The organism is Mesorhizobium sp. WSM4311 (genome assembly GCF_002295115.1).
Taxonomy (GTDB): Bacteria; Pseudomonadota; Alphaproteobacteria; order Rhizobiales; family Rhizobiaceae; genus Mesorhizobium.
In genome coordinates this window covers 435,414-456,099 of sequence record NZ_NSFV01000003.1, presented here as the reverse complement: position 1 = coordinate 456,099, position 20,686 = coordinate 435,414, and the positions used below count along the sequence as shown (strand labels likewise).

Genomic DNA, 20,686 nt, shown 5'->3' with positions numbered 1-20,686 from the left:
AAACGCTGAAGGACGGATTTGGGAAACCGCTCTATTGCTTGGTCGGCGCTTCACCAACCGCTAACCAATGCAGGCCTGCGGCCCCGATCCGATCTAAGGCGAACGCCCGTCGGGGAGGGCGTTCGCGGCCTGGCGATCAGCTGACGATGCGCAGGTTGGACAGTTCGTTGCCGATCGCCTTGAAATCGTCGGAGAGTGTCGCTCCGGTCGAATTCCAGAACAGTTTCATCGGCTTGCTCGGATCGGTCGGATCCTTGCTGAAGCGGGAATCCGACGAACAGGCCTTCAGCGCATCCATCTGTGTTTTTTCCGCCGTATTGCTAGAATCCAGGTCGAGCGCGATCGTCATGACCATGACGCCAGCCGTCTTTGCGTTGTTGCAAAGCGTGGTGAAATGCTCGTTCATCGCCTTGCTGTAGTTCGAATTGGAATAGTCTGTCTTGCTTATGCTGCTGCTGGTACCGAGGAACAGCCGGCCATATGTGTAACCGCTGCTGAAAGGCAAGATATAGCCGAGCGACGAATAGATCGCTTTGCTGCCCGCCAGGTCGTTGCCGCCATAGGCCCAATTGGTTCCTGAGTAGGTCTGGGCCGTCACCGAAGTTGGTGTGTAATAGGTGTTCGCACCATCGGTTAGGACGATCAGAACCTTGTCGTTGCCTCGTTCCGTCTCGGGCCGCCCATCGGTGAAGGGAGCGGTGCTGGAAAGGGTTCGCCAGCCCCAGGCCATGCCTTCCGGCACATTGGTGGCGCCGTCGGCGGCCATGGCGTCCACAGCCGCCTTCACCGACGTCGCGCCGGCTGTCGTGGAAACATCGGTCAGCGGCGTGATCGCCGTGGTGCTGCAGCTCGTATTGGGGCCGGCATCCATGCCATAGGCCGGCGTAACCGTGTTGCCCGGAGAGGCGAAATATTTCGGCATGTAGCGCTGACGTTCCGCGCTGGTGCTGTTGCCGGGCGTGGTGTCGGTACGCCAATTGTTGTTGGCGGGACGGCTGCTGGTGTCGGTGAGGTCGGTTTCATCAGGTGCGAACATCGGCACGAACAGGGTTGCGGGCGTTCCGGTCGAAGCTGGCGTATCCTGGATATTGTAGGGGTAGGGACGGGACTCGACGCAACCGCCCCAGTTGGCGACGGTGTCATAGGTATATGTCGCGTTCGAAGCGCAACTGCCGTCCCAGTTCTTCGAACTGCACGCCGAAACCCGTTTCATCTGCTTGTAGAGCGAAAACCGTGTCAACGGCAGGTCTTTCTGGGTTGCGTCCCAACCATTGCCTTTCGCATACCAGACGCCGGCGATGTTCTGGGCATATTTGGCGGACGAATAGGAAGAGCTCATGGTCGTCCAGTCGAAATTCTCATGATGGATCGGCGAGATGCCGGTCGTGTCCATCCATGCCGCCGAGGCATTGCCCGAGCCGACATTGACCGAGGCGGCGAAGGGAACCAGGCTGAACTGGACCGGTTTGGTAACCTGCTTCATCATCTGCGCCTGGCCGGCCAACTGGTCGACCAGCTGCTTCGCGGCACTCTTGAGGAGATCGAACCGCACCTTGTTGGACCCGTGGCCGAGTTCCGTCATCGAGCCGGAATTGTCGAGCACCAGCGATACTTCCAGCGTATTCTTCAGGCGGACTTCCGAGCAGGCATCGAAGCTGATGTCGCTGTTGGCGGCGCTTCCGCCTATCAGCATTTTTGCCGTTGGCAGGAAGTAGGGCTTGTAGGTCAAGGTGCTACAGAGCTTCAAGGTGCCGCCGCCGGTATTATTGTTGGGCAGCGTCACGGCCAGCATGGTGTTGGCCGGATCGACATGTGCGAGATTGGCTTCGAAGAAATTCTTGGCGTAGGCCTTGGCATCGGCATCGCTGGCGCCGGCAACGATCTGCTGGGCAGTGGCGACGCCGGCAGCGTCCAGCGCGTTCAAGGTGGTTTGTCGCTGCCGCGTCATTTCCGTATAGTCGACGCCGATTGCCAGGCCACCCATGAGCGGTACCATGGCGACGACGGTCATGAGCGCGTAATTGCCACGCCGATCGCTTCCGAATCTCCGGATCATTGCTTCAAAATTCCCCCACCAAATCGATAATCGGTGGGGATCGTGTCATAAATCGTTAAATTTCACGTTGCCGTAATACCTGCCAGGTCGAGCCGCCCTTTCAACGCGCGTTAACCAAACGCTGTCCAGTGGTGGCTCGGGCGCCAACAGATAGCGCCGTTTGCGCGCATAGGGGCGCCTTCGCGTCGATCTCCAGGTGAAAGCTGGTGACAGCATGGATCGGTTCGGATAATTCGAAACCGCTGCGGCGAACCGTCGGCCGCGGCACTCGCAACGCCCATATTGAAGGAAACGGCATGGCGGATTCGCCTGACATCGTCGGCTCGCTCGAAGACGTCTCAAAAGCCTATTCGGCAATTCTTTGCGATGTCTGGGGCGTGGTGCACAATGGCGAATGGCATTTCCCGGCGGCCGCGGTGGCGCTGGCCAGGGCAAGGGCAGCCGGCATTCCCGTTGTTCTCATCACCAATTCGCCCCGCCGCAGCGCCGATGTCGTGGCCCAGATGAGTGTGATCGGCGTTCCGCCGTCAGCTTACGACCGTGTGGTGACCTCGGGCGACGTGACCCGCGACCTGATCGCGGAAGGCCCTCGCAAGATCTTCCATATCGGCGCCGACCGCGATCTGACCCTCTATGACGGCCTCGATGTCGACCTCGTCGAGGAATTCGAGGCCACCGGCGTCGTATGCACCGGGCTGTTCGATGACGAGGTCGAGAAGCCTCAGGATTATATCGACCTTCTGCGGCGATTGCGTGCCAGGAACCTGCCATTCATCTGCGCCAATCCCGATATCATGGTGGAGCGCGGCGAACGCATCATCTGGTGCGCCGGCGCGCTGGCGCGCGACTATGCCCAGCTCGGCGGCCGTACGCTGATTGCGGGAAAGCCCTATGCGCCGATCTACGACCTGGCGATGAAGGAGGTGGCCGAGGTGCTTGGCCGGCCGGTCGAGCGTTCTCGGGTATTGGCCATCGGCGACGGGATGATGACCGATGTGAAGGGCGCGGCCGACAATGGTTTCGACGTTCTCTATGTCTCCGGCGGCATCCACGCCCGCGACTATGGCAATGCATCCCGGCCGGATCCGGCCAAGCTCGGGCTCTTTCTGGAGCGGCACGGCTATCGTCCGGTGGCCGTCATGGTCAGACTGCAGTAGGTGGCGATGGTAGGCTTCCAGCATCTCACCGCGACCGCGCCGCTGCCCGCCGATCTGCGTGGCGGCGTTGTCGCGATCGGCAATTTCGATGGCGTCCACCGTGGTCATCAAGCGGTGCTCGAACGGGCGTTGGCCGAGGCTCTGCGGCGTGATGTGCCGGCCTTGGTGCTGAGCTTCGAACCGCACCCGCGAAAGGTGTTCAGGCCCGACATGCCGCTGTTCGTGCTGACGCCGCCGCCGATGAAGGCGCGGCTCTTGTCCTTGCTGGGTTTTGCCGCGCTCGTCGAGCAGCCGTTCACGCGCGACTTCGCTTCGCTGTCGGCGGAAGCTTTCGTCACCGACGTGCTGGAGAGGACGCTCGGCATCACCCACGCCGTGACTGGTTTCGATTTCCATTTCGGCAAGGACCGCCAGGGCGGACCGGCCTATCTGATGGCAGCCGGCGAACGCCATGGCTTTGGCGTCACGCTGGTCGACGCTTTTCGCGACGAGGGCGCCGAGGTGGTTTCGTCGAGCCGGATCCGGGCCCTGCTCTGCGAGGGCGAGGTAGTCGAGGCCGCCGGTCTGCTCGGCTATCGCTTCACGGTCGAGGCCGAAGTGATCGGCGGGCAGCAACTCGGCCGCACGCTGGGCTTTCCCACCGCCAATATGAGGCTTTCACCGGAAGCGACCCTGAAGGAAGGGATTTATGCCGTCCGCTTCCGCCGCGCCGACGGCACGCTGCATGACGGCGTCGCCAGCTTCGGCCGCCGCCCGACCGTCGACGACAATGGCGCACCGCTTCTGGAAACCTTCGTCTTCGATTTTTCCGGCGATCTCTACGGCGAGACCTGCGAGGTCTCATTCTTCGGCTTCCTGCGCAGCGAGATCAAATTCGACGGCCTCGATGCATTGGTGGTGCAGATGAAGCGCGATGAAGCCGAGGCCCGGGCGCTGCTTGCCGGCGTCAAGCCGCTTTCACAGCTCGACGCGGCCATTGCGTTCTAAGGCATGATCCCGAAAAGCGGATACCGGTTTTATCGGACAAACGGTTTCCGCTTGCCCAGAGATCATGCTCGGCAAGACTCTACTTTTTCAGCGCCAGGCCGACCGCGATGAAGGTCCAGCCCTGGAAGATCAGGTCGATCGCCAGGAACAGTCCGAGCACCCACAGGCTGTTGACCGGCCAACCCATGGCGATGATCAGGCCGGCAAGCACGCTGATGAGGCCTGCCGCGACGATCCAGCCCCAACCCTGTTCCGGACGGTGGCTGTAGCCGACCCAGGCTCGCAGCGCGCCGGAGGCGACGAGCGCGACGGCCAGCAGGAAGGTCAGCACCGCCGAGGCCAGCAGCGGATTGTCGAAGGCGAAAAATCCGGCGACCGCGTAAAGCAGCCCGCTGAGCAGCCAGTAGAAGAAGCGGCTCCAGGTCTTGACCCCGAAAGCATGCATGATCTCGATGATGCCGGCCACCAGCATCAGCCAGCCGACGACATAGACGGAAGCCACGGTGGCGATGAACAGATTGCCGAAAGCAATGCCGCCGAGGATCAGCAGCACCACGCCCAGGCCGACAAACCATCCCCATTTTTCCCGCGTCTGGCCGATCGCTTTCTTCAGAGTATCGCCGTGCAAGGTCATGATACATCTCCCTCCACATCTGGCCGCGCATCCTGCGGTTGAAGGAAGGTAATCCCAATGGCACTACCCGTCCAGCGCGGTGGCTATTGCAAACGCGCGGCGAAGCTGGTGTCATCCCGCTTTGCCTCAGGGAGGTGTGACAATGAAGCGATCCCATGGGCTCGCCCTGTTTTCCTCAACTCTCGCCCTGTTCGCTGCCAATGCGGCTTCCGCATTCGCAGCGCAGCCCGGCGATCCGCCGGATGGCATCACCAAGATAGAAACGGTGGTCGTCATCTTCGCCGAGAACCGCGCCTTCGACAATCTCTATGGCCATTTTCCCGGTGCCGAAGGCATCGACAAAGCCAGCCAGGAAAGCTTGCAGCAGCGCGACCGTGACGGCTCGGTGCTGTCCGAACTGCCGCCGGTGTGGGACGGGCTGACCGCCAAGGGCGTCACGCCGCCGGTGACGCAGGCGATGACCGAGCACCTTCCAAACGCGCCGTTCACCGTGAACGACGCGAAGGGTTTCAACGTGCCGCTCAGCGTCACAACGCACGATCTCTGGCATCGCTACTACCAGAACCAGATGCAGATCAACGGCGGCAAGAACGACATGTTCGTTGCCTGGGCCGATTCAGGCGCCATGCCGATGAGCAACTGGGACGCTTCCAAGACCGACATGTGGGCGATCGCGCAGAAATACGTGCTGGCCGATCATTTCTTCATGGGTGGGTTCGGCGGCTCGTTTTTCAACCACCAATGGCTGATCTGCGCTTGCGCGCCCTACTACGCCGATGCCGACAAGAGCCCGGCCAAACCGTCGATTTCGGTGACGGATGAGAGCGGCACAGCGCTGAAGATCGCCGACAATTCGCCGAAATCGGCGCGCGACGGCATTCCGAAATTTGTCTCCGATGGCAATCTGACGCCGGACTTCCACGCAGTGAACACGATGCAGCCGCCTTACCAACCAAGCGGCAACGATCCGACGCCTGGCGGCGATCCGCTCCTCGCGGATCCGGCCAAGCCCACCACGCTGCCGCCCCAGACGGAGCCGACCATCGGCGACATGCTTAGCCTCAAGCACATCACCTGGGCATGGTATTCGGGCGCCTGGCAGTACACGCTCGACCACGGCAACAACTCGCCGGTTCCGAATTTCCAGTATCACCACCAACCGTTCAACTATTATGCCAATTACGCGCCGGGCACCGAAGCCAGGCGCGAACATTTGCGCGACGGTGGGCTGGGCGGCGTTAGCTTCATCCAGGCGATCGACGACGGCGCCCTGCCACAGGTCTCCTTCTACAAGCCGCAGGGCAATCTCAACGAGCATTCCGGCTATGCCGACATCGAGGCTGGAGATCGCCATGTCGCCGACGTCGTCGCCCATCTGGAGAAAAGCCCGCAATGGCCGCATATGCTGGTCGTCGTCACCTATGACGAGAATGGCGGCATCTGGGATCACGTCCCTCCGCCCAAGGGCGACCGCTGGGGGCCGGGCACACGCGTCCCCGCCATCATCGTTTCGCCCTTCGCCAAGCACGGCTATGTCGATCAGACGCCCTATGACACGACTTCGATCCTGCGCTTCATCACCGAGCGCTTCGAACTGCCGGTGCTGCACGGCATCGTGGTTCGCGACCGGGCCGTCGCCGGGCACGGCGAACCGCAGCTCGGCGATCTTACCGCCGGGCTCGACCTCAATTGAAGGCCCGTGTCCGTAGGAAAACGATGAACGCTGACGGGATCGTCGCCCTTGTCACCGCTGCCGGCATCGAGCTTACCGACCGCCGCCGTAACGCCAAGGGCGACGGCTGGTCGCTAAGCTTTGCCAACGGTGCAACGGTGGAGGTGGGTGACGACGGATCGGCGCGCACTGCCGGCAAGGGCAGCAAGGCCGTGAGAGGGCTGCTGGACCTGCCGACCGCGCCGCGCCGCGCCTGATCCGGCGCGGCCGGACACTAAGTTGGCCGACTCAACTGTTACCGATGTTAAGTCAAATTTTACCGAACTGGCGCCATGGCTTGAGCGATGCCGGGTGTTTGTTCCGGCGTGTTTCGCGTATGGGGTATCGATGCGTATTGTCCGGGCGATTCCGCTGCTTCTGACCGCCTCCTTGCTGGGCGCTTCCGCGGCCGAGGCCGGCGACGGCCCTTTCGGCTGGCTGTCCGGCGACTGGTACCTGACGGTTGGCGCCACGGGCATGGTCGCGCCGAATTTCGAGGGCGGCAAGAAATACATGCTCAGCGCCCAGCCCATCATCTCCCTGGGCAAGGCCGGTCCCCAGGCTCGCTTCACCTCGCGCAACGACAATATTTCGCTGGCGCTGGTCGATGATGGCGGCGTTCGCGCCGGCCTGACCGGCAAGTTCCTGTTCTCGCGCGATGACAGCGATGCCGACGAGCTCAAGGGTCTCGATCCGGTGCGCTGGGGCGGCGAAGTCGGCGGCTTCTTCGAATTCTATCCGACGGACTGGATGCGCGCGCGCGCCGAATTGCGCCACGGCATCCGTGCCCATAACGGCTTTGTCGCCGATATCGCCGCCGACGCTTTCTACGATGTGACGCCAACCGTCAGGATTTCGGGCGGCCCGCGCGTGTCCTTTGCTTCGGCGAACTATTTCGACGCCTACTATGGCGTCAATGCGCAGGAGGCGGTGGCCTCCGGCCTGAGCCAGTACAATCCCGGTGGCGGACTGAAATCCGTCGGCCTCGGCGGCGCGGTGACCTGGAAGGTGACCGATCCGATGACCGCCAGCCTGTTCGGCGAATATTCGCGCCTGGAGGGGCCGGCAGCCGATTCCAGCCTGGTCAGGGAGCGCGGCGACCGCAACCAGTTCATGGTCGGTGTGTCGACCACCTATCGCTTCGACTTCAAGATGTAGGCGAATTGAACGAGACGCTTTATTCCTGCGTCCATCTCCGCTAAAAGCCACGCCATGATGAGCTTTTCGCGCCTTTTCGCGATCGCGATACGAATTACTGGCCCGGTGTTCCGGGTGGCCTGAGCGCCGCCGGAACCGCCGGGAGTTTCGCGCGCGCCCTCGCGCTTTTTCAGAACATCGACGCATATCGCCCAAAGGTGGGATCCGGTTTTGGGAAAACGATATGCGCCAATCAAAGACCTCAACGCCCGGGCTTTGTGCCGACGGGCTACGCAGATGGCAGATCAATGACCGACACTGTTGAAACGATCGACTATTCCAAGACGCTTTATTTGCCGCAGACGGATTTCCCGATGCGCGCCGGCTTGCCCGAGAAGGAGCCGGTGCTGGTCAAGCGCTGGCAGGACATGGACCTCTACGCCAAGCTGCGCGAGAGTGCCGCCGGCCGTACGAAATATGTGCTGCATGACGGTCCGCCCTACGCCAACGGCAATATCCATATCGGCCATGCGCTGAACAAGATCCTCAAGGACGTCATCACCCGCTCGTTCCAGATGCGCGGCTACGATTCGAACTATGTGCCTGGCTGGGACTGCCACGGCCTGCCGATCGAGTGGAAGATCGAGGAGCAGTATCGCGCCAAGGGCAAGAACAAGGACGAGGTGCCGGTCAACGAGTTCCGCAAGGAATGCCGTGAGTTCGCGGCGCACTGGATCACGGTGCAGGGCGGTGAGTTCCAGCGGCTTGGCGTCATCGGCGACTTCAAGAATCCCTATACGACGATGGCTTTCCATGCCGAGTCGCGCATCGCCGGCGAATTGCTGAAATTCGCCATGTCGGGTCAGCTCTATCGCGGCTCGAAGCCGGTGATGTGGAGCGTCGTCGAGCGCACCGCATTGGCCGAGGCCGAAATCGAGTACCAGGATTATGAGTCAGACACGATCTGGGCGAAGTTTCCGGTCGCCAATCTTGTCGTCGCCAATATCGTGGACGGGCAGCCGGCGGAACTCAATCCGGACCTGAGCGGGCGGTCGCTGGATTTGCTGGACGCCCATGTCGTCATCTGGACGACGACGCCGTGGACCATCCCGGGCAACCGCGCCGTCAGCTATTCGCCGCGCGTCGCCTACGGGCTCTATGAAGTGACGGCGGCCGAGAATGCCTTTGGCCCGCAGCCGGGTGAGAAGCTGATCTTCGCCGACGCGCTGGCCGAGGAAAGCCAGGCCAAGGCAAAGGTCACCTTGAAGCGCCTTCACGGCGTCAGCACCGAACAACTTGGAAACCTAGTGCTTTCACACCCATTCAAGGGTCTCGGTGGCGGTTACGAGTTCCCCGTGCCGATGGTTGCGGGCGATCATGTGACCGACGATGCCGGCACCGGCTTCGTCCACACCGCGCCTGGCCATGGCCGCGAGGATTTTGACGCCTGGATGGACGCCGCGCCGCAGCTGCGGGCACGTGGCATCGACACGGTGATCCCCTTCACGGTCGACGATGCCGGCTTCTTCACCAGGGACGCGCCAGGCTTCGGCCCGGATCGCGAGGGTGGAGCCGCGCGTGTCATTGACGACAATGGCAAGAAGGGCAACGCCAACCAGGCTGTCATCGACGAGCTGATCAAGCGCAACGCGCTCTTCGCGCGCGGCCGCCTGAAGCACAGCTACCCGCATTCCTGGCGGTCGAAGAAGCCGGTGATCTTCCGCAACACGCCGCAATGGTTCGTCTACATGGACAAGGACCTCGGCGACGGCACGACACTGCGCAGCCGCGCCCTGAAGGCCATCGACGACACGCGCTTTGTGCCGGCTGCCGGCCAGAACCGCATCCGCGCCATGATCGAGGAGCGCCCCGACTGGGTGTTGTCGCGTCAGCGCGCCTGGGGCGTGCCGATCGCCGTTTTCGCCGATGAGGACGGCAACGTGCTGAAGGACGCGGCGGTCAACCAGCGCATCATGGACGCCTTCGAGGAAGAGGGCGCCGACGCCTGGTTCGCCGCCGGCGCCAAGGAACGCTTCCTCGGCAACCACGATGCGTCCAAATGGAAGCAGGTGATGGACATCCTCGACGTCTGGTTCGATTCGGGCTCGACGCATGTCTTTACGCTGGAGGATCGCCCAGACCTGAAATGGCCGGCCGACGTCTATCTCGAAGGGTCCGACCAGCATCGCGGCTGGTTCCACTCCTCGCTGCTCGAAAGCTGCGGCACCAGGGGCAGGGCGCCTTACGACACCGTCGTCACCCATGGCTTCACCATGGATGAGGACGGACGCAAGATGTCGAAATCGCTCGGCAACACGGTGGTGCCGCAGGACGTCATCAAGCAATCCGGTGCCGATATCCTGCGCCTGTGGGTGGTGACGACGGATTATTGGGAAGACCAGCGGCTCGGCAAGAACGTGCTGCAGACCAATATCGACGCCTACCGCAAGCTGCGCAACACCATCCGCTGGATGCTGGGCACGCTCGCGCATGACGATGGCGAGACCGTACCGCTGGAAGCGATGCCGGAGCTGGAACGGCTGATGCTGCATCGGCTGGCCGAGCTCGACGAGGTGGTGCGCCAGGGCTACGACGCCTTCGAGTTCAAGCGCATCACCCGCGCGCTCGTCGATTTCATGGTGGTCGAGCTGTCGGCCTTCTATTTCGACATCCGCAAGGACGCGCTCTACTGCGACGCACCGTCGAGCGTGAAGCGCAAGGCCTCGGTGCAGGTGGTGCGCCATCTTTTCGACTGCCTGGTGAAATGGCTGGCGCCGATGCTGCCCTTCACCATGGAAGAGGCCTGGCTCGACCGTCATCCCGATGCCGTTTCGCTGCATCTGGACCAGTTCCCGGAAATCCCGGCGGATTGGAAGAACGAAGCGCTGGCGGAAAAGTGGCGCAAGGTGCGGCAGGTGCGCCGCGTCGTCACCGGCGCGCTCGAGATCGCGCGTGCCCAGAAGGTGATCGGCTCCTCGCTGGAAGCGGTGCCGGTCGTCACCATCAACGACGCAGCGCTCGAAGCGGCGATATCGGACGTCGACATGGCCGAGATGGCGATCACCAGCGACCTCGTCATTGCCCATGGCCAGGCGCCTGAAGGCGCCTTCACCCTCGACGATGTCAAGGGCGTCGCCGTAGTGGTCGAGAAAGCCGAGGACCGCGGCCTCACCAAATGCGCGCGTTCCTGGCGTTACACGGCCGATGTCGGGCAGGATCCCGCATTTCCCGATGTCTCCGCACGAGATGCCGCCGTTCTGCATGAGCTGAAGGCGCTCGGTCGGGTTTAGGTCGACGTCGCCGAAGAGCGTGCCGCGGTTCTGGGAAACGACGTGCACCCGATCAACAGTGCACAAATGCCACGCCGGGCGGTGCAAATCCGCCCGTGCGTTGCCCTTAAAGAGCGGTTGAGGTAAACACGCGAAACTCCGGAAGACAAATTGTCGCCGGATTTCCGTCGCAAGTGCTTGGACGATGGGGACCGGTCACAGGACCGGTGGCGATCGAGAGGCTGTCTAGAGTGGGACTTTTTGGCATGACCGAGAGATATAAGGCGCGCCTTGCGCTGCTGGCGCCGTTTGTCGCATCGGGCCTCGCTCTATCCGGCTGCATGGGCTCTCCGACCTATGGCACCGACAAGACCGCTGCCGAACAGCTGGCCGGCGATCTCTCGGGCGCCGTTTCCTTCGCGCCGAAGCGCAAGGATCCGATCGACTACAAGCCGCGCCCCACCTTGGTGAAGCCCGCTCCCGGACAGAAGGAAGCGCTGCCCGCACCGCAGGAAAGCATCCAGACGGCAAGCGCCGAATGGCCCGAATCGCCTGAACAGCGCCGCGCGCGCCTGCGCGCCGACGCCACCGCCCATCAAAATGATCCGGGCTATCAGGCTGAGGTCGTCGACGACGTGCAGACCGATCCGGCCTCGGTCAAGAAGGCGATGGCGGATTCAGGCTCCAGCCACCCGCCGGCCTGGACACCCGCTGATTCCGACAAGGGCCGCGCCGCCGAGATCCAGCGTCGTCTTGCCGCGAGCAAGCAGGGCGACCCCAACACCCGCAGATATCTGAGCGAGCCGCCATTGGCCTATCGCGTCGCGGCCGGCACGGCGCCGCAGAACGAACTCGGCGAGGACGAATACAAGAAGGAACGCCGCCTGAAGAAGGAGGCGGAAGGCAAGAAGTCCGGCTGGTTCGACTGGTTGCCGTCCCTGTAAGAACGCCCGCGCTGCCCTTTCGGGCGGCACATCGCGGTTCAGTCGCGACGTTCCTTGAAAAAATCCTTCAGCAGCAGCGCAGCCTCCGTCTCGCCCATGCCCGGATAGATGTCGGGCGTGTGGTGGCAGGTCGGCGAGGCGAAGAAGCGTACTCCATTGACCACCGCGCCGCCCTTTTCGTCGGCGGCGCCGAAGTAGACACGGCGTAGCCTGGCGAAGGAGATGGCGCCGGCGCACATGGCGCAAGGTTCCAGCGTCACATAGAGATCGTGGCCGGTCAGCCGCTCGCTTGAGAGTTTCCCGCAGGCTTCGCGAATGACAAGCATCTCGGCATGCGCCGTCGGGTCGGCAAGCTCGCGGGTGCGGTTGCCGGCTTTCGCAACGACCGTGCCGCCGTTGGCGATGACGGCGCCGACCGGCACTTCGCCACGCAAGGCTGCCGCCTCGGCCTCCTTGAGCGCCACCGCCATGAAATCCGGCCGCTTCACGCGGTTTCCATTCCGATTATCTCCTCGCCACTCAGGCGTGATCCTGTTATGGAGCGCATCAACCCGAAAATCGGACTCGATTTTCGGAAAAGATCATGCGCCAAATCAAAGTGCTACAGCGTTCGTTGCGCGCCCGAAAGGATGCGCCACGCTGTAGCAGCGCAAACGGACAAAGGCCACATGGACGACAACGACAAGAAATCTCCGCGCCAAAAAGGCCCGGGCAAGAAACCTGCGGCTCCGCGAGGCGACAGGAAGCCATCCTTCGGCGCCAAGAAACCCTATGCGCCGCGCGGCGATCGGCCGATGGCCGCCGAGGGCGAACGGCCGAAGCGCGACTTCAAGGGCGGCGACAAGCCATTCAGCAAGGGGCCACGCGCCGCGGGCAAGCCCTATGAGAAGCGCGAAGGGCCACGCAAGCCCTACGCGCCGCGTGGCGACAGGCCAATGGCAGCCGAAGGCGAACGCAAGCCGTATGAGAAGCGCGAAGGGCCACGCAAACCCTATGCGCCGCGTGGCGACAGGCCAATGGCAGCCGAAGGCGAACGCAAGCCGTATGAAAAGCGCGAAGGGCCGCGCAAACCCTATGCGCCGCGCGGCGACCGTCCGGTTGCCGCGTCGGCGGAGGGCGGCGAAAAGCGTTTCGACCGTCCCAAGCGTGATTTCGGCGATCGCCCGAAGCGCGACTTTGCCGACCGTCCCAAGCGCGACTTTGGCGGTGACCGCCCCAAGCGTGATTTCAGCGATCGGCCCCAAGGGGCATCGGCCGGCTTCAAGCCGCGCCCGCGTCTGACGGAGGCCACGGAAGAGGCCGGCGAACGCATCGCCAAACGGCTGGCGCGCGCCGGGCTTGCCTCGCGCCGTGACGCCGAGGAGTTGATCGCCGCCGGCCGCGTCAAGGTCAACGGCCGCGCCCTGACTTCGCCGGCCTTCAACGTCATGCCAGGCGACATCATCCATCTCGACGGCATGGAGATCCCGCCGATCGAGCGCACGCGCCTGTTCCTGTTCCACAAGCCGGCCGGCGTCGTCACCACCAACCGTGATCCCGAAGGCCGCAAGACCGTCTTCGACGTGCTGCCGGCCGAATTGCCGCGGCTGATGACCATTGGCCGCCTCGATATCAACACCGAAGGCCTGCTGCTGCTCACCAATGATGGCGGCCTGTCGCGCGTGCTCGAACTGCCGGCCACAGGCTGGCTGCGCCGCTACCGCGTGCGCGTCCACGGCAAGGTCGAGGAAAGCGCGCTTGCGGGCCTGCGCGAAGGCATTGCCGTCGACGGCGTCTTCTACGGTGCCATCGAAGCCAGCCTCGACCGCGAGCAGGGCTCCAATGCCTGGCTGACGATCGGCCTGCGCGAAGGCAAGAACCGCGAAGTGAAGAACATCCTCGGCGCGCTCGGCCTCGACGTGACCCGGCTGATCCGCATTTCCTATGGCCCGTTCCAGCTCGAGGATCTCCCCGAGGGCCACGTGCTGGAGATCAAGGGCCGGGTGCTGCGCGATCAGCTGGGCGAGCGCCTGGTGGAGGAATCCGGCGCCAACTTCGACGCCGAGATAGCAAAACCCTTCTCCAACAAGCCGGTGCGGCGCACCGAAGTTCGCGAAGCGGAACCCGAGCGGCCGAAATTCACGCGCGACGGCGAGCGGCGGCCGATCGGCGAGGGCGGGCTGATCAAGAATCGCAAGCGCCGGGAAGGCAGCCGCGACGAGGCATTGGGCAAACTGTCGACCAGTCCCGACAGAGGCGAGCGGCCGGAAAAGAGCTTCGGCGAACGCGGACCCCGGCCCGAACGCGGCGGCTTCGGCGACAAGCCACGTGGCAGTTTTGGCGACAAGCCGCGTGGTGGTTTTGGCGGTAAGAAATCCGAGCGCGAGCAGCGGCCGATCGAGCCGCCCGGCCAGCGCAAGGCCAATGTCTGGATGGCGCCAGGAGCCCGGCCGATCGGCAAGGGCAGGGCGGAAGCCGACGCCGCAAAGGCGGCGGAGGCCAAGGCGCGCAAGGCCTCGTTCAAGCCGGCCTATGGCAAGCCTGCTGGCAAACCGGGCGGCGCAAAGCCTTTCGGCAAGCCGCGTGGCGAGCGTCCGGCTGGCGGTGAACGGCCGCGTGGCGGCCCCAAGGGTCCCCGCACAAGATGAGGATCGTTGGCGGTGAGTTTCGTGGGCGCCCGCTGGCGACGCCCCGCGGTAGCGCCATCCGTCCGACGACCGACCGCACCCGCGAGGCCGTCTTCAATGTGCTGGCGCATCGCTTTGCCGAACAGCTGGACGGCGCGCGCGTGCTGGATCTGTTCGCCGGCACCGGCGCGCTTGGTCTGGAGGCGTTGTCGCGCGGCGCGTCCTACGGCGTCTTCATCGAGGAATCGGCCGAAGGCCGCGGCCTGATCCGCGACAATGTCGAGGCCTTCGGCCTGACCGGGCGCACCAAGATCTTTCGCCGCGACGCCACCGGCCTTGGCGAGGCGGGCACGCTGGCGCCGTTCGGCCTGGTCTTCGCCGATCCGCCCTACGGCAAGGGGCTGGGCGAGCGCGCCCTGCAATCGGCGAAAGCCGGCGGCTGGCTGCGCCCCGGCGCGCTCTGCGTGGTCGAGGAGGCGGCGGCGGTTCCCTTCGAGCCAGGCCCCGACTTTTCGGTGCTGGACGAGCGCAACTACGGCGAAACCATCATCCGCTTCATCGAAGCCGCCTGATCGCCTGCGTTCATCGGTGGCCTCTTTGCCGCCGCCTTTGCCGGCAACAACAATTCACTTTGCTTGTCGCAAGCACCTTGCCTATCGTCTTGAAGAGAAAACCGGAGCCATTGATGACATCCAGGGCTGAATGGCTGCGGACGACACTGCTGGCAACCTCGCTGGCCTTCACGCTCACCGCCCCGACGCTGGCCGACACCGCCGCGCCGCCCAACACGAAGCCGGCCGAGTTCAAGGTGACGGATTTCCTGCTCGACAACGGCATGGAGGTGGTCGTCATTCCCGACCATCGCGCGCCGATCGTTACCCATATGGTCTGGTACAAGATCGGCAGCGCCGACGAGCCGCCCGGCAAATCCGGCATCGCCCATTTCTTCGAACATCTGATGTTCAAGGCGACGACAAATCACGCCGCCGGCGAGTTCGACCGCGCCGTCTCCGACATTGGCGGCTCCAACAACGCCTTCACCTCCTACGACTACACCGCTTTCCACGAGACGGTGGCGCCCTCGGCGCTCGAGCAGATGATGGGCTTCGAGGCCGACCGCATGCGCAACCTCATCCTCACCGATGACGTCATCAAGACCGAGCGCGATGTGATCCTCGAGGAGCGCCGCTCGCGCATCGACAACAATCCGCAGGCCGTGCTCGACGAGGAAGTCGATGCCACGCTGTGGCAGAACCAGCCCTATCGCATTCCGGTCATCGGCTGGATGCAGGAGATGGAGCAGCTCAACCGTACCGACGCCGTCGCTTTCTATGACAAATACTACCGGCCCAACAACGCGGTGCTGATCGTGGCCGGCGATGTCGAGCCGGAGACGGTCAAGGCGCTGGCCGAAAAGACCTATGGCAAGGTGGCGCGCGGGCCCGACCTGCCGCCGCGCATCCGCCCGGTCGAGCCGGAGCAGAACACAAAGCGCACGGTCACGCTCACCGACGCCCGCGTCAGCGTGCCGAGTTTCTCGACGCAATGGGTGGTGCCGTCCTATCACACCGCCAGGCCGGGCGAGGCCGAGGCGCTCGACCTCCTGGCCGAGATCCTCGGCGGCGGCAACCGCAGTCGGCTCTACCAGGCGCTGGTGGTCAAGCAAGGCATCGCTTCCAATGCCGGCGCGTATTTCCAGGGCACCATGCTCGACGACACCAATCTCACCGTCTATGGCGCGCCGCGCGGCGACGCCAGGCTGGCCGACGTCGAGGCCGCGGTCGATGCGGAGGTGGCGCGCGTCGCCAGCGGCGGCGTCACGCCGGATGAGCTGGAAAAGGCCAAGGACCGCTACATCAGGTCGATGGTCTTTGCCCGCGACAAGCAGGACTCCATGGCCGAAATCTATGGCTCGACGCTGGCCACCGGCGGCAATGTGCAGGATGTCCAGCAATGGCCGGACCGCATCCGCAAGGTAACGGCGGACGAGGTCAAGGCCGTCGCCGCGCGCTATCTGGTGTTGTCCCGTTCGACGACCGGCTATCTCTTGCCGCAGCAACAGGCGGGGAATTGATGATGACGAACCAGCACCGCGTCTCTGTCCCTCCCCTCGTGCGGTCCGAAGGCCCGGGTGAGACCCGTGGCTCGCCCCAGGGCGGTGGCCTCGCGAAGCGAGGTCGGATGAGGGGTGTTCCAGCTTGGCAGGAACGGCGATCCTTCACCGACCCCTCAACCGTCTCGGCGCTGCGCGCCTATCCACCTTCTTCCACAAGGGGAGAGGGGAAGGCCCTGCACGCCCTCGCAACCCTCTTCCTCTCCATCCTCTTCCTGATCCTGCCCGCACTGGCCGCCCGCGCCATGGACATCCAGCAGGTGACCTCCTCTAAAGGCATCACCGCCTGGCTGGTCGAGGATTATTCCGTACCGATCGTCGCCGTCCGTTTCGTCTTCGGCGGCGGTTCGACGCAGGATCCGGTGGGCAAGGAGGGCCTCGCCAATCTGATGACCGGCCTGTTCGACGAGGGCGCCGGCCCCCTCGATTCGGAAGCCTTCCAGGTCAGGCTCGACGATGCCGGCGCCGAGATGAGCTTCGAAGAGACCCGCGACGGCGTCTATGGCTCCATGCGCATGCTGGCCGAACAGCGCGACGAGGCCTTCGATCTGTTGCGGCTGGCGGTCAACGAGCCGCGCTTCGACCAGGCGCCAATCGACCGCATCCGCGCCCAGATCCTGTCCGGCATCATCGCCAACGAGAACGATCCCGACACCGTGGCGCAGAACAAATGGGCGCGCGCCATCTATGGCGACCATCCCTATTCGCGCTCCGACCAGGGCACCAGGCAGAGCATCGCCGCCATCACGCAGGCCGATCTGAAGGCCCTGCACAAGGCGGTGTTCGCGCGCGGCGGCCTGCATGTCGCCGTGGTCGGTGCCATCGACGCGCAGACGCTGAAGAAGAAGCTGGACATGGTGTTCGGCGACCTGCCGCAGACCCAGGCGCTCGCCCCGGTCGCCGATGTCGAGCCGAAGCTGGCGCAGCGCGTCGAGGTCAATTACGACCTGCCGCAGACCTCGCTGCAGCTCGCCTGGCCGGGCGTGAAGCGCAAGTCGGCGGATTTCTTCCCCGCCGTGCTGATGAACGAGATTCTTGGCGGCGGCACCTTCACCTCGCGCCTGTTCGAGGAGGTGCGCGAAAAGCGCGGGCTGGCCTACAGCGTCAATTCCTCGCTGGTAAACCAGGACCATGCCAATGCGCTGATCGTCACCACCGGCACGCGCTCCGACCGCGCGGCCGAGACGCTCGGCATCGTGCGCGATGTCGCCAGGCGGTTGGCTGAGGATGGTCCGACCGAGGCTGAACTGGCGGCGACCAAGAAATATTTGATCGGCGCTTATGCCATCACCAATCTGGACTCTTCGAGTTCCATCGCCGCGACGCTAGTCGAATTGCAGCTCGACGATCTCGGCATCGACTACATGCAGCGCCGTGCCGGTTACATCAACGCGGTGACGCTCGACCAGGTCAAGGCGGCGGCCAAAAAGCTGCTGACGGCCGAGCCGACCATCATGGTGGTCGGGCCGCCGCTGGCCGGAGCCGGCAAGGGATGAGCCCAACTTTCGGCATAGCTTTTGGCGGCGGCGGCGCGCGCGGCCTGGCGCATATCCATGTCATCGAGGCGCTGGACGAACTCGGCATCAAGCCGGTGGCGATCGCCGGCTCGTCGATCGGCGCCATCATGGGCGCCGGCATGGCCGCGGGCATGACCGGCAAGGAGATCCACGACTATGCCCGCTCGATCCTCGGCCGCCGCGCCGAAGTGGCGAGCCGCATGTGGCGCGCGCGGCCTGGCACGATCGCGGAGGCCATGCAGAATGGCATCCGGGTCAGCCAGTTCAATGTCGAGCGCATCCTGAAGGCGTTCCTGCCCGAGTCCATTCCCGAAACCTTCGCCGAGCTGAAAATCCCGCTGAAGGTGACCGCGACCGATTATTTCGGCCACAAGCTCGCCGTGTTCGATGAAGGCGATCTGCACTCAGCCCTGGCCGCCTCGGCCGCCATCCCCGCCGTGTTCCGCCCGGTGACGCGCGACGGCAGGCTGCTGATCGACGGCGGCATCTACAACCCCGTGCCGTTCGATCTCATCGAGAACGACGCCGACATCATCATCGGCGTCGACGTGGTCGGCGCGCCGGAAGAAGCCGACCGCAAGCATCCCACCTCCGTCGACCTGATGTTCGGCGCCACCCAGCTGATGATGCAGTCGATCATCGCCAACAAGCTGAAACAGTGCCAGCCCGACATCCTGGTCCGCCCAGCGGTCTCGAAATACCGCGTGCTCGATTTCCTGAAGATCGACGCCCTGATGAACGAGACGGCGGACATCAAGGATCAGCTGAAGCGCGAAGTGGCGAGGGTGGTTGAGGCGCGCAATGGCGCTGCCATCAAGGGGGGGCGAGGGAAGAAGGCCGGTTGAGTGACGGGACGCCGCAATTGGCAGTCCTGTGTCGAATTCTGTGTCATCCAGCCTGGAAAGCCCGCTATGACTTCGCCGTCACCGGCGCATACTCCAGCGCAACAACGCCGTTGCTGAAGGGCGTGGCCGAAATCAGCTCGAGCGGCACTTGTTCGCCCGGCGGGAACAGCGGCTTGCCCTGGCCGACAGCGCCGGGATAGCTGAGCAGCCTGACGCGGTCGACCAGCCCGTGGCGCAGCAAGTCCTGCGCCACGCTGAGGCTGCCATGCACATAGATGTTGCCGCCGCTGCCTTGCTTCAGCGTCCTCACCGCGTCCGGCAGCGAGCCTGTGAGCAATTCGGCCGGTTTCCAGTCGAGCGCCTTCAGGCTGGTCGAGGCGACGTATTTCGGCAGCGCGTTGAACCGGTCGGCAAAATCCCCGGTTTCCTTGGGCCATGAGCCGGCAAAGATCCCATAGGTCGTGCGCCCCAGAAGCATCGCGCCGCTGTCGGCAAGTTCATCCTCCTTGAACCTGTTCATCTCGTCGTTCCAGGTCACGCCAGGCAGTTTTTCGACCTCGGCAATGCCGTCGACGCTGATAAATTCGGTGACGATGAGTTTTCTCATGGCGTTCTCCTCTTCGCTCAAAGGACGAACCGCATGGGGCGTTTGCTACAGGCTCTGGAAAAATCGCGGGTGGTTTGTCACAGAAGGAGTTTCCCTAGCCTAAACCAGGCTCCAAAGTCGAATTTTGGTGCTACATCTCAGCCGATATTCCCAAAGCTGCAGGAAGATCATGGGATTCGGGGTATTCGTCCACCGCTCTGATTCGATCTACGATGACAGCCCCGCTGAGCGATATCAGTTCCCCAGCCAGTATCTGCGCCGTGTGGAAGCATGTGTCGGCGATTGGATCATCTACTATGAACCTAGCAAGGTAGAAGATACTCGTGGCTATTTCGCCCTGGCGAAAGTCCAGCAGGTTATCCCTGATCCCGTGGCGCCTGGTATGTATCTCGCTTTGATCGAGCCGGGATCATACCTCGATTTCGCCAATCCCGTTCCATTCAATGGGATGGACGGGCTCGCTGAGCGAGGTTTGCTTAACGACCAAGGACGGATTTCTGGTCGCGCTCAATCGGCCGTCCGACCGGTCAGCCCGAGCGACTTCAACCGCATCCTCGATCTGGGCCTTGACGCCCGTGAGCCACTGCTGCCGCGCGTCGATGAGATCGGCATTTCATCCGGGTTTCGGGATGAAGAAGCCCCGTTCCAGTTTGAGCACAGCCGCGACCGCATAAGTTACATCGGATCGCGAATCGTGCGGGACCGCATTTTCCGTCGCATCGTCTTGCGCGCTTATGACGAGCGTTGCGCGATCACGGGACTCAAATTGATAAATGGCGGTGGTCGGGCGGAAGTTGCCGCGGCACATATTAGACCCGTCGAAGCGAACGGGCCCGATGTCGTCAACAATGGGCTCGCACTATCAGGTACGGCGCATTGGATGTTCGATCGTGGATTGATCAGCCTCTCCGACGATCTGGAAATCCTGATCTCGCGGCAGGTCAATGACCTCGAGAGCGTGCAAGGGTTCATAAACAAGACCCGCCGCGCGCTTCCGCCTCGCCGACAGCTCGAACGCCCGCATCCTCATTTCCTGCAATGGCACCGCGAGCACTGCTTCAAGCAGTGAGGTGACGAGTAGTTTCCGGCCTGGGGCTGGCAGA

Annotated in this window: 17 protein-coding genes; 13 read left to right on the top strand and 4 right to left on the bottom strand. The window is 63.5% G+C overall.

Annotated features, from left to right (window positions below):
- Positions 1-136: 136 nt before the first annotated feature.
- Positions 137-2,056, bottom strand: a complete 1,920-nt coding sequence (locus CK226_RS09480; protein WP_095791665.1) for a TadE/TadG family type IV pilus assembly protein — start codon at positions 2,054-2,056, stop codon at positions 137-139.
- A 296-nt stretch (positions 2,057-2,352) separates the two neighbouring features.
- On the opposite strand from CK226_RS09480, the gene CK226_RS09475 reads away from it, so the two are divergent.
- Both CK226_RS09475 and CK226_RS09470 read left to right on the top strand, forming a co-directional pair.
- Positions 2,353-3,213: a TIGR01459 family HAD-type hydrolase gene (locus tag CK226_RS09475; protein WP_095791851.1), complete on the top strand. Its 861-nt coding sequence runs from the start codon at positions 2,353-2,355 to the stop codon at positions 3,211-3,213.
- 6 nt (positions 3,214-3,219) lie between these two features.
- Positions 3,220-4,200 carry a bifunctional riboflavin kinase/FAD synthetase gene (locus CK226_RS09470; protein WP_095770912.1) on the top strand — a complete coding sequence of 327 codons (981 nt, stop codon included), beginning with the start codon at positions 3,220-3,222 and terminating at the stop codon, positions 4,198-4,200.
- Positions 4,201-4,279: 79 nt separating this feature from the next.
- Here CK226_RS09470 and CK226_RS09465 read toward each other — a convergent pair whose 3' ends face one another.
- A complete protein-coding gene (locus CK226_RS09465; protein WP_095770547.1) occupies positions 4,280-4,834 on the bottom strand; it encodes an HdeD family acid-resistance protein in 555 nt (184 codons plus the stop codon).
- Positions 4,835-4,976: 142 nt separating this feature from the next.
- On the opposite strand from CK226_RS09465, the gene CK226_RS09460 reads away from it, so the two are divergent.
- From CK226_RS09460 to CK226_RS09440, 5 genes are all read left to right on the top strand, one after another.
- The gene (locus tag CK226_RS09460; RefSeq protein WP_245437701.1) at positions 4,977-6,527 is read left to right on the top strand and encodes an acid phosphatase; all 1,551 of its coding nucleotides are present in this window, start codon (positions 4,977-4,979) and stop codon (positions 6,525-6,527) included.
- A gap of 23 nt (positions 6,528-6,550) precedes the next feature.
- Positions 6,551-6,763, top strand: coding sequence for a hypothetical protein (locus CK226_RS09455; RefSeq protein ID WP_095791663.1), 213 nt, complete (start codon positions 6,551-6,553; stop codon positions 6,761-6,763).
- Positions 6,764-6,893: 130 nt separating this feature from the next.
- Complete coding sequence (locus CK226_RS09450) at positions 6,894-7,703, top strand: MipA/OmpV family protein (protein ID WP_095770544.1); 810 nt, start codon at positions 6,894-6,896, stop codon at positions 7,701-7,703.
- 287 nt (positions 7,704-7,990) lie between these two features.
- Positions 7,991-10,972 (top strand): isoleucine--tRNA ligase, encoded by a 2,982-nt coding sequence (gene ileS, locus CK226_RS09445; RefSeq protein ID WP_095791662.1) that lies wholly within the window; start codon positions 7,991-7,993, stop codon positions 10,970-10,972.
- 245 nt (positions 10,973-11,217) lie between these two features.
- Positions 11,218-11,895: a hypothetical protein gene (locus CK226_RS09440; protein WP_095791661.1), complete on the top strand. Its 678-nt coding sequence runs from the start codon at positions 11,218-11,220 to the stop codon at positions 11,893-11,895.
- A gap of 38 nt (positions 11,896-11,933) precedes the next feature.
- On the opposite strand, the gene CK226_RS09435 is transcribed toward CK226_RS09440, so the two are convergent.
- A complete protein-coding gene (locus CK226_RS09435) occupies positions 11,934-12,383 on the bottom strand; it encodes a nucleoside deaminase (RefSeq protein WP_095770541.1) in 450 nt (149 codons plus the stop codon).
- Between the two features lie 180 nt (positions 12,384-12,563).
- Between CK226_RS09435 and CK226_RS09430 the strand changes: the two genes are divergently transcribed.
- The 5 genes from CK226_RS09430 to CK226_RS09410 all read left to right on the top strand — a co-directional run bounded on the left by CK226_RS09430 (position 12,564) and on the right by CK226_RS09410 (position 18,976).
- A complete protein-coding gene (locus tag CK226_RS09430; RefSeq protein WP_095791660.1) occupies positions 12,564-14,522 on the top strand; it encodes a pseudouridine synthase in 1,959 nt (652 codons plus the stop codon).
- On the top strand, positions 14,519-15,073 hold the full coding sequence (gene rsmD / locus CK226_RS09425; RefSeq protein ID WP_095770540.1) for a 16S rRNA (guanine(966)-N(2))-methyltransferase RsmD: 555 nt from the start codon (positions 14,519-14,521) through the stop codon (positions 15,071-15,073). The genes CK226_RS09430 and rsmD overlap by 4 nt, the downstream gene beginning before the upstream one ends.
- A gap of 113 nt (positions 15,074-15,186) precedes the next feature.
- Complete coding sequence (locus CK226_RS09420) at positions 15,187-16,575, top strand: pitrilysin family protein (protein ID WP_095791659.1); 1,389 nt, start codon at positions 15,187-15,189, stop codon at positions 16,573-16,575.
- A 107-nt stretch (positions 16,576-16,682) separates the two neighbouring features.
- A complete protein-coding gene (locus CK226_RS09415) occupies positions 16,683-18,110 on the top strand; it encodes a pitrilysin family protein (protein WP_095791658.1) in 1,428 nt (475 codons plus the stop codon).
- Positions 18,107-18,976: a patatin-like phospholipase family protein gene (locus tag CK226_RS09410; protein WP_095791657.1), complete on the top strand. Its 870-nt coding sequence runs from the start codon at positions 18,107-18,109 to the stop codon at positions 18,974-18,976. Before CK226_RS09415 ends, CK226_RS09410 begins: the two co-directional genes overlap by 4 nt.
- A gap of 64 nt (positions 18,977-19,040) precedes the next feature.
- On the opposite strand, the gene CK226_RS09405 is transcribed toward CK226_RS09410, so the two are convergent.
- A complete protein-coding gene (locus CK226_RS09405; protein WP_095791656.1) occupies positions 19,041-19,583 on the bottom strand; it encodes a dihydrofolate reductase family protein in 543 nt (180 codons plus the stop codon).
- Positions 19,584-19,752: 169 nt separating this feature from the next.
- Here CK226_RS09405 and CK226_RS09400 point away from each other — a divergent pair, with 169 nt between their 5' ends.
- Positions 19,753-20,652 carry an HNH endonuclease gene (locus CK226_RS09400; RefSeq protein ID WP_095788375.1) on the top strand — a complete coding sequence of 300 codons (900 nt, stop codon included), beginning with the start codon at positions 19,753-19,755 and terminating at the stop codon, positions 20,650-20,652.
- Positions 20,653-20,686: the final 34 nt, after the last annotated feature.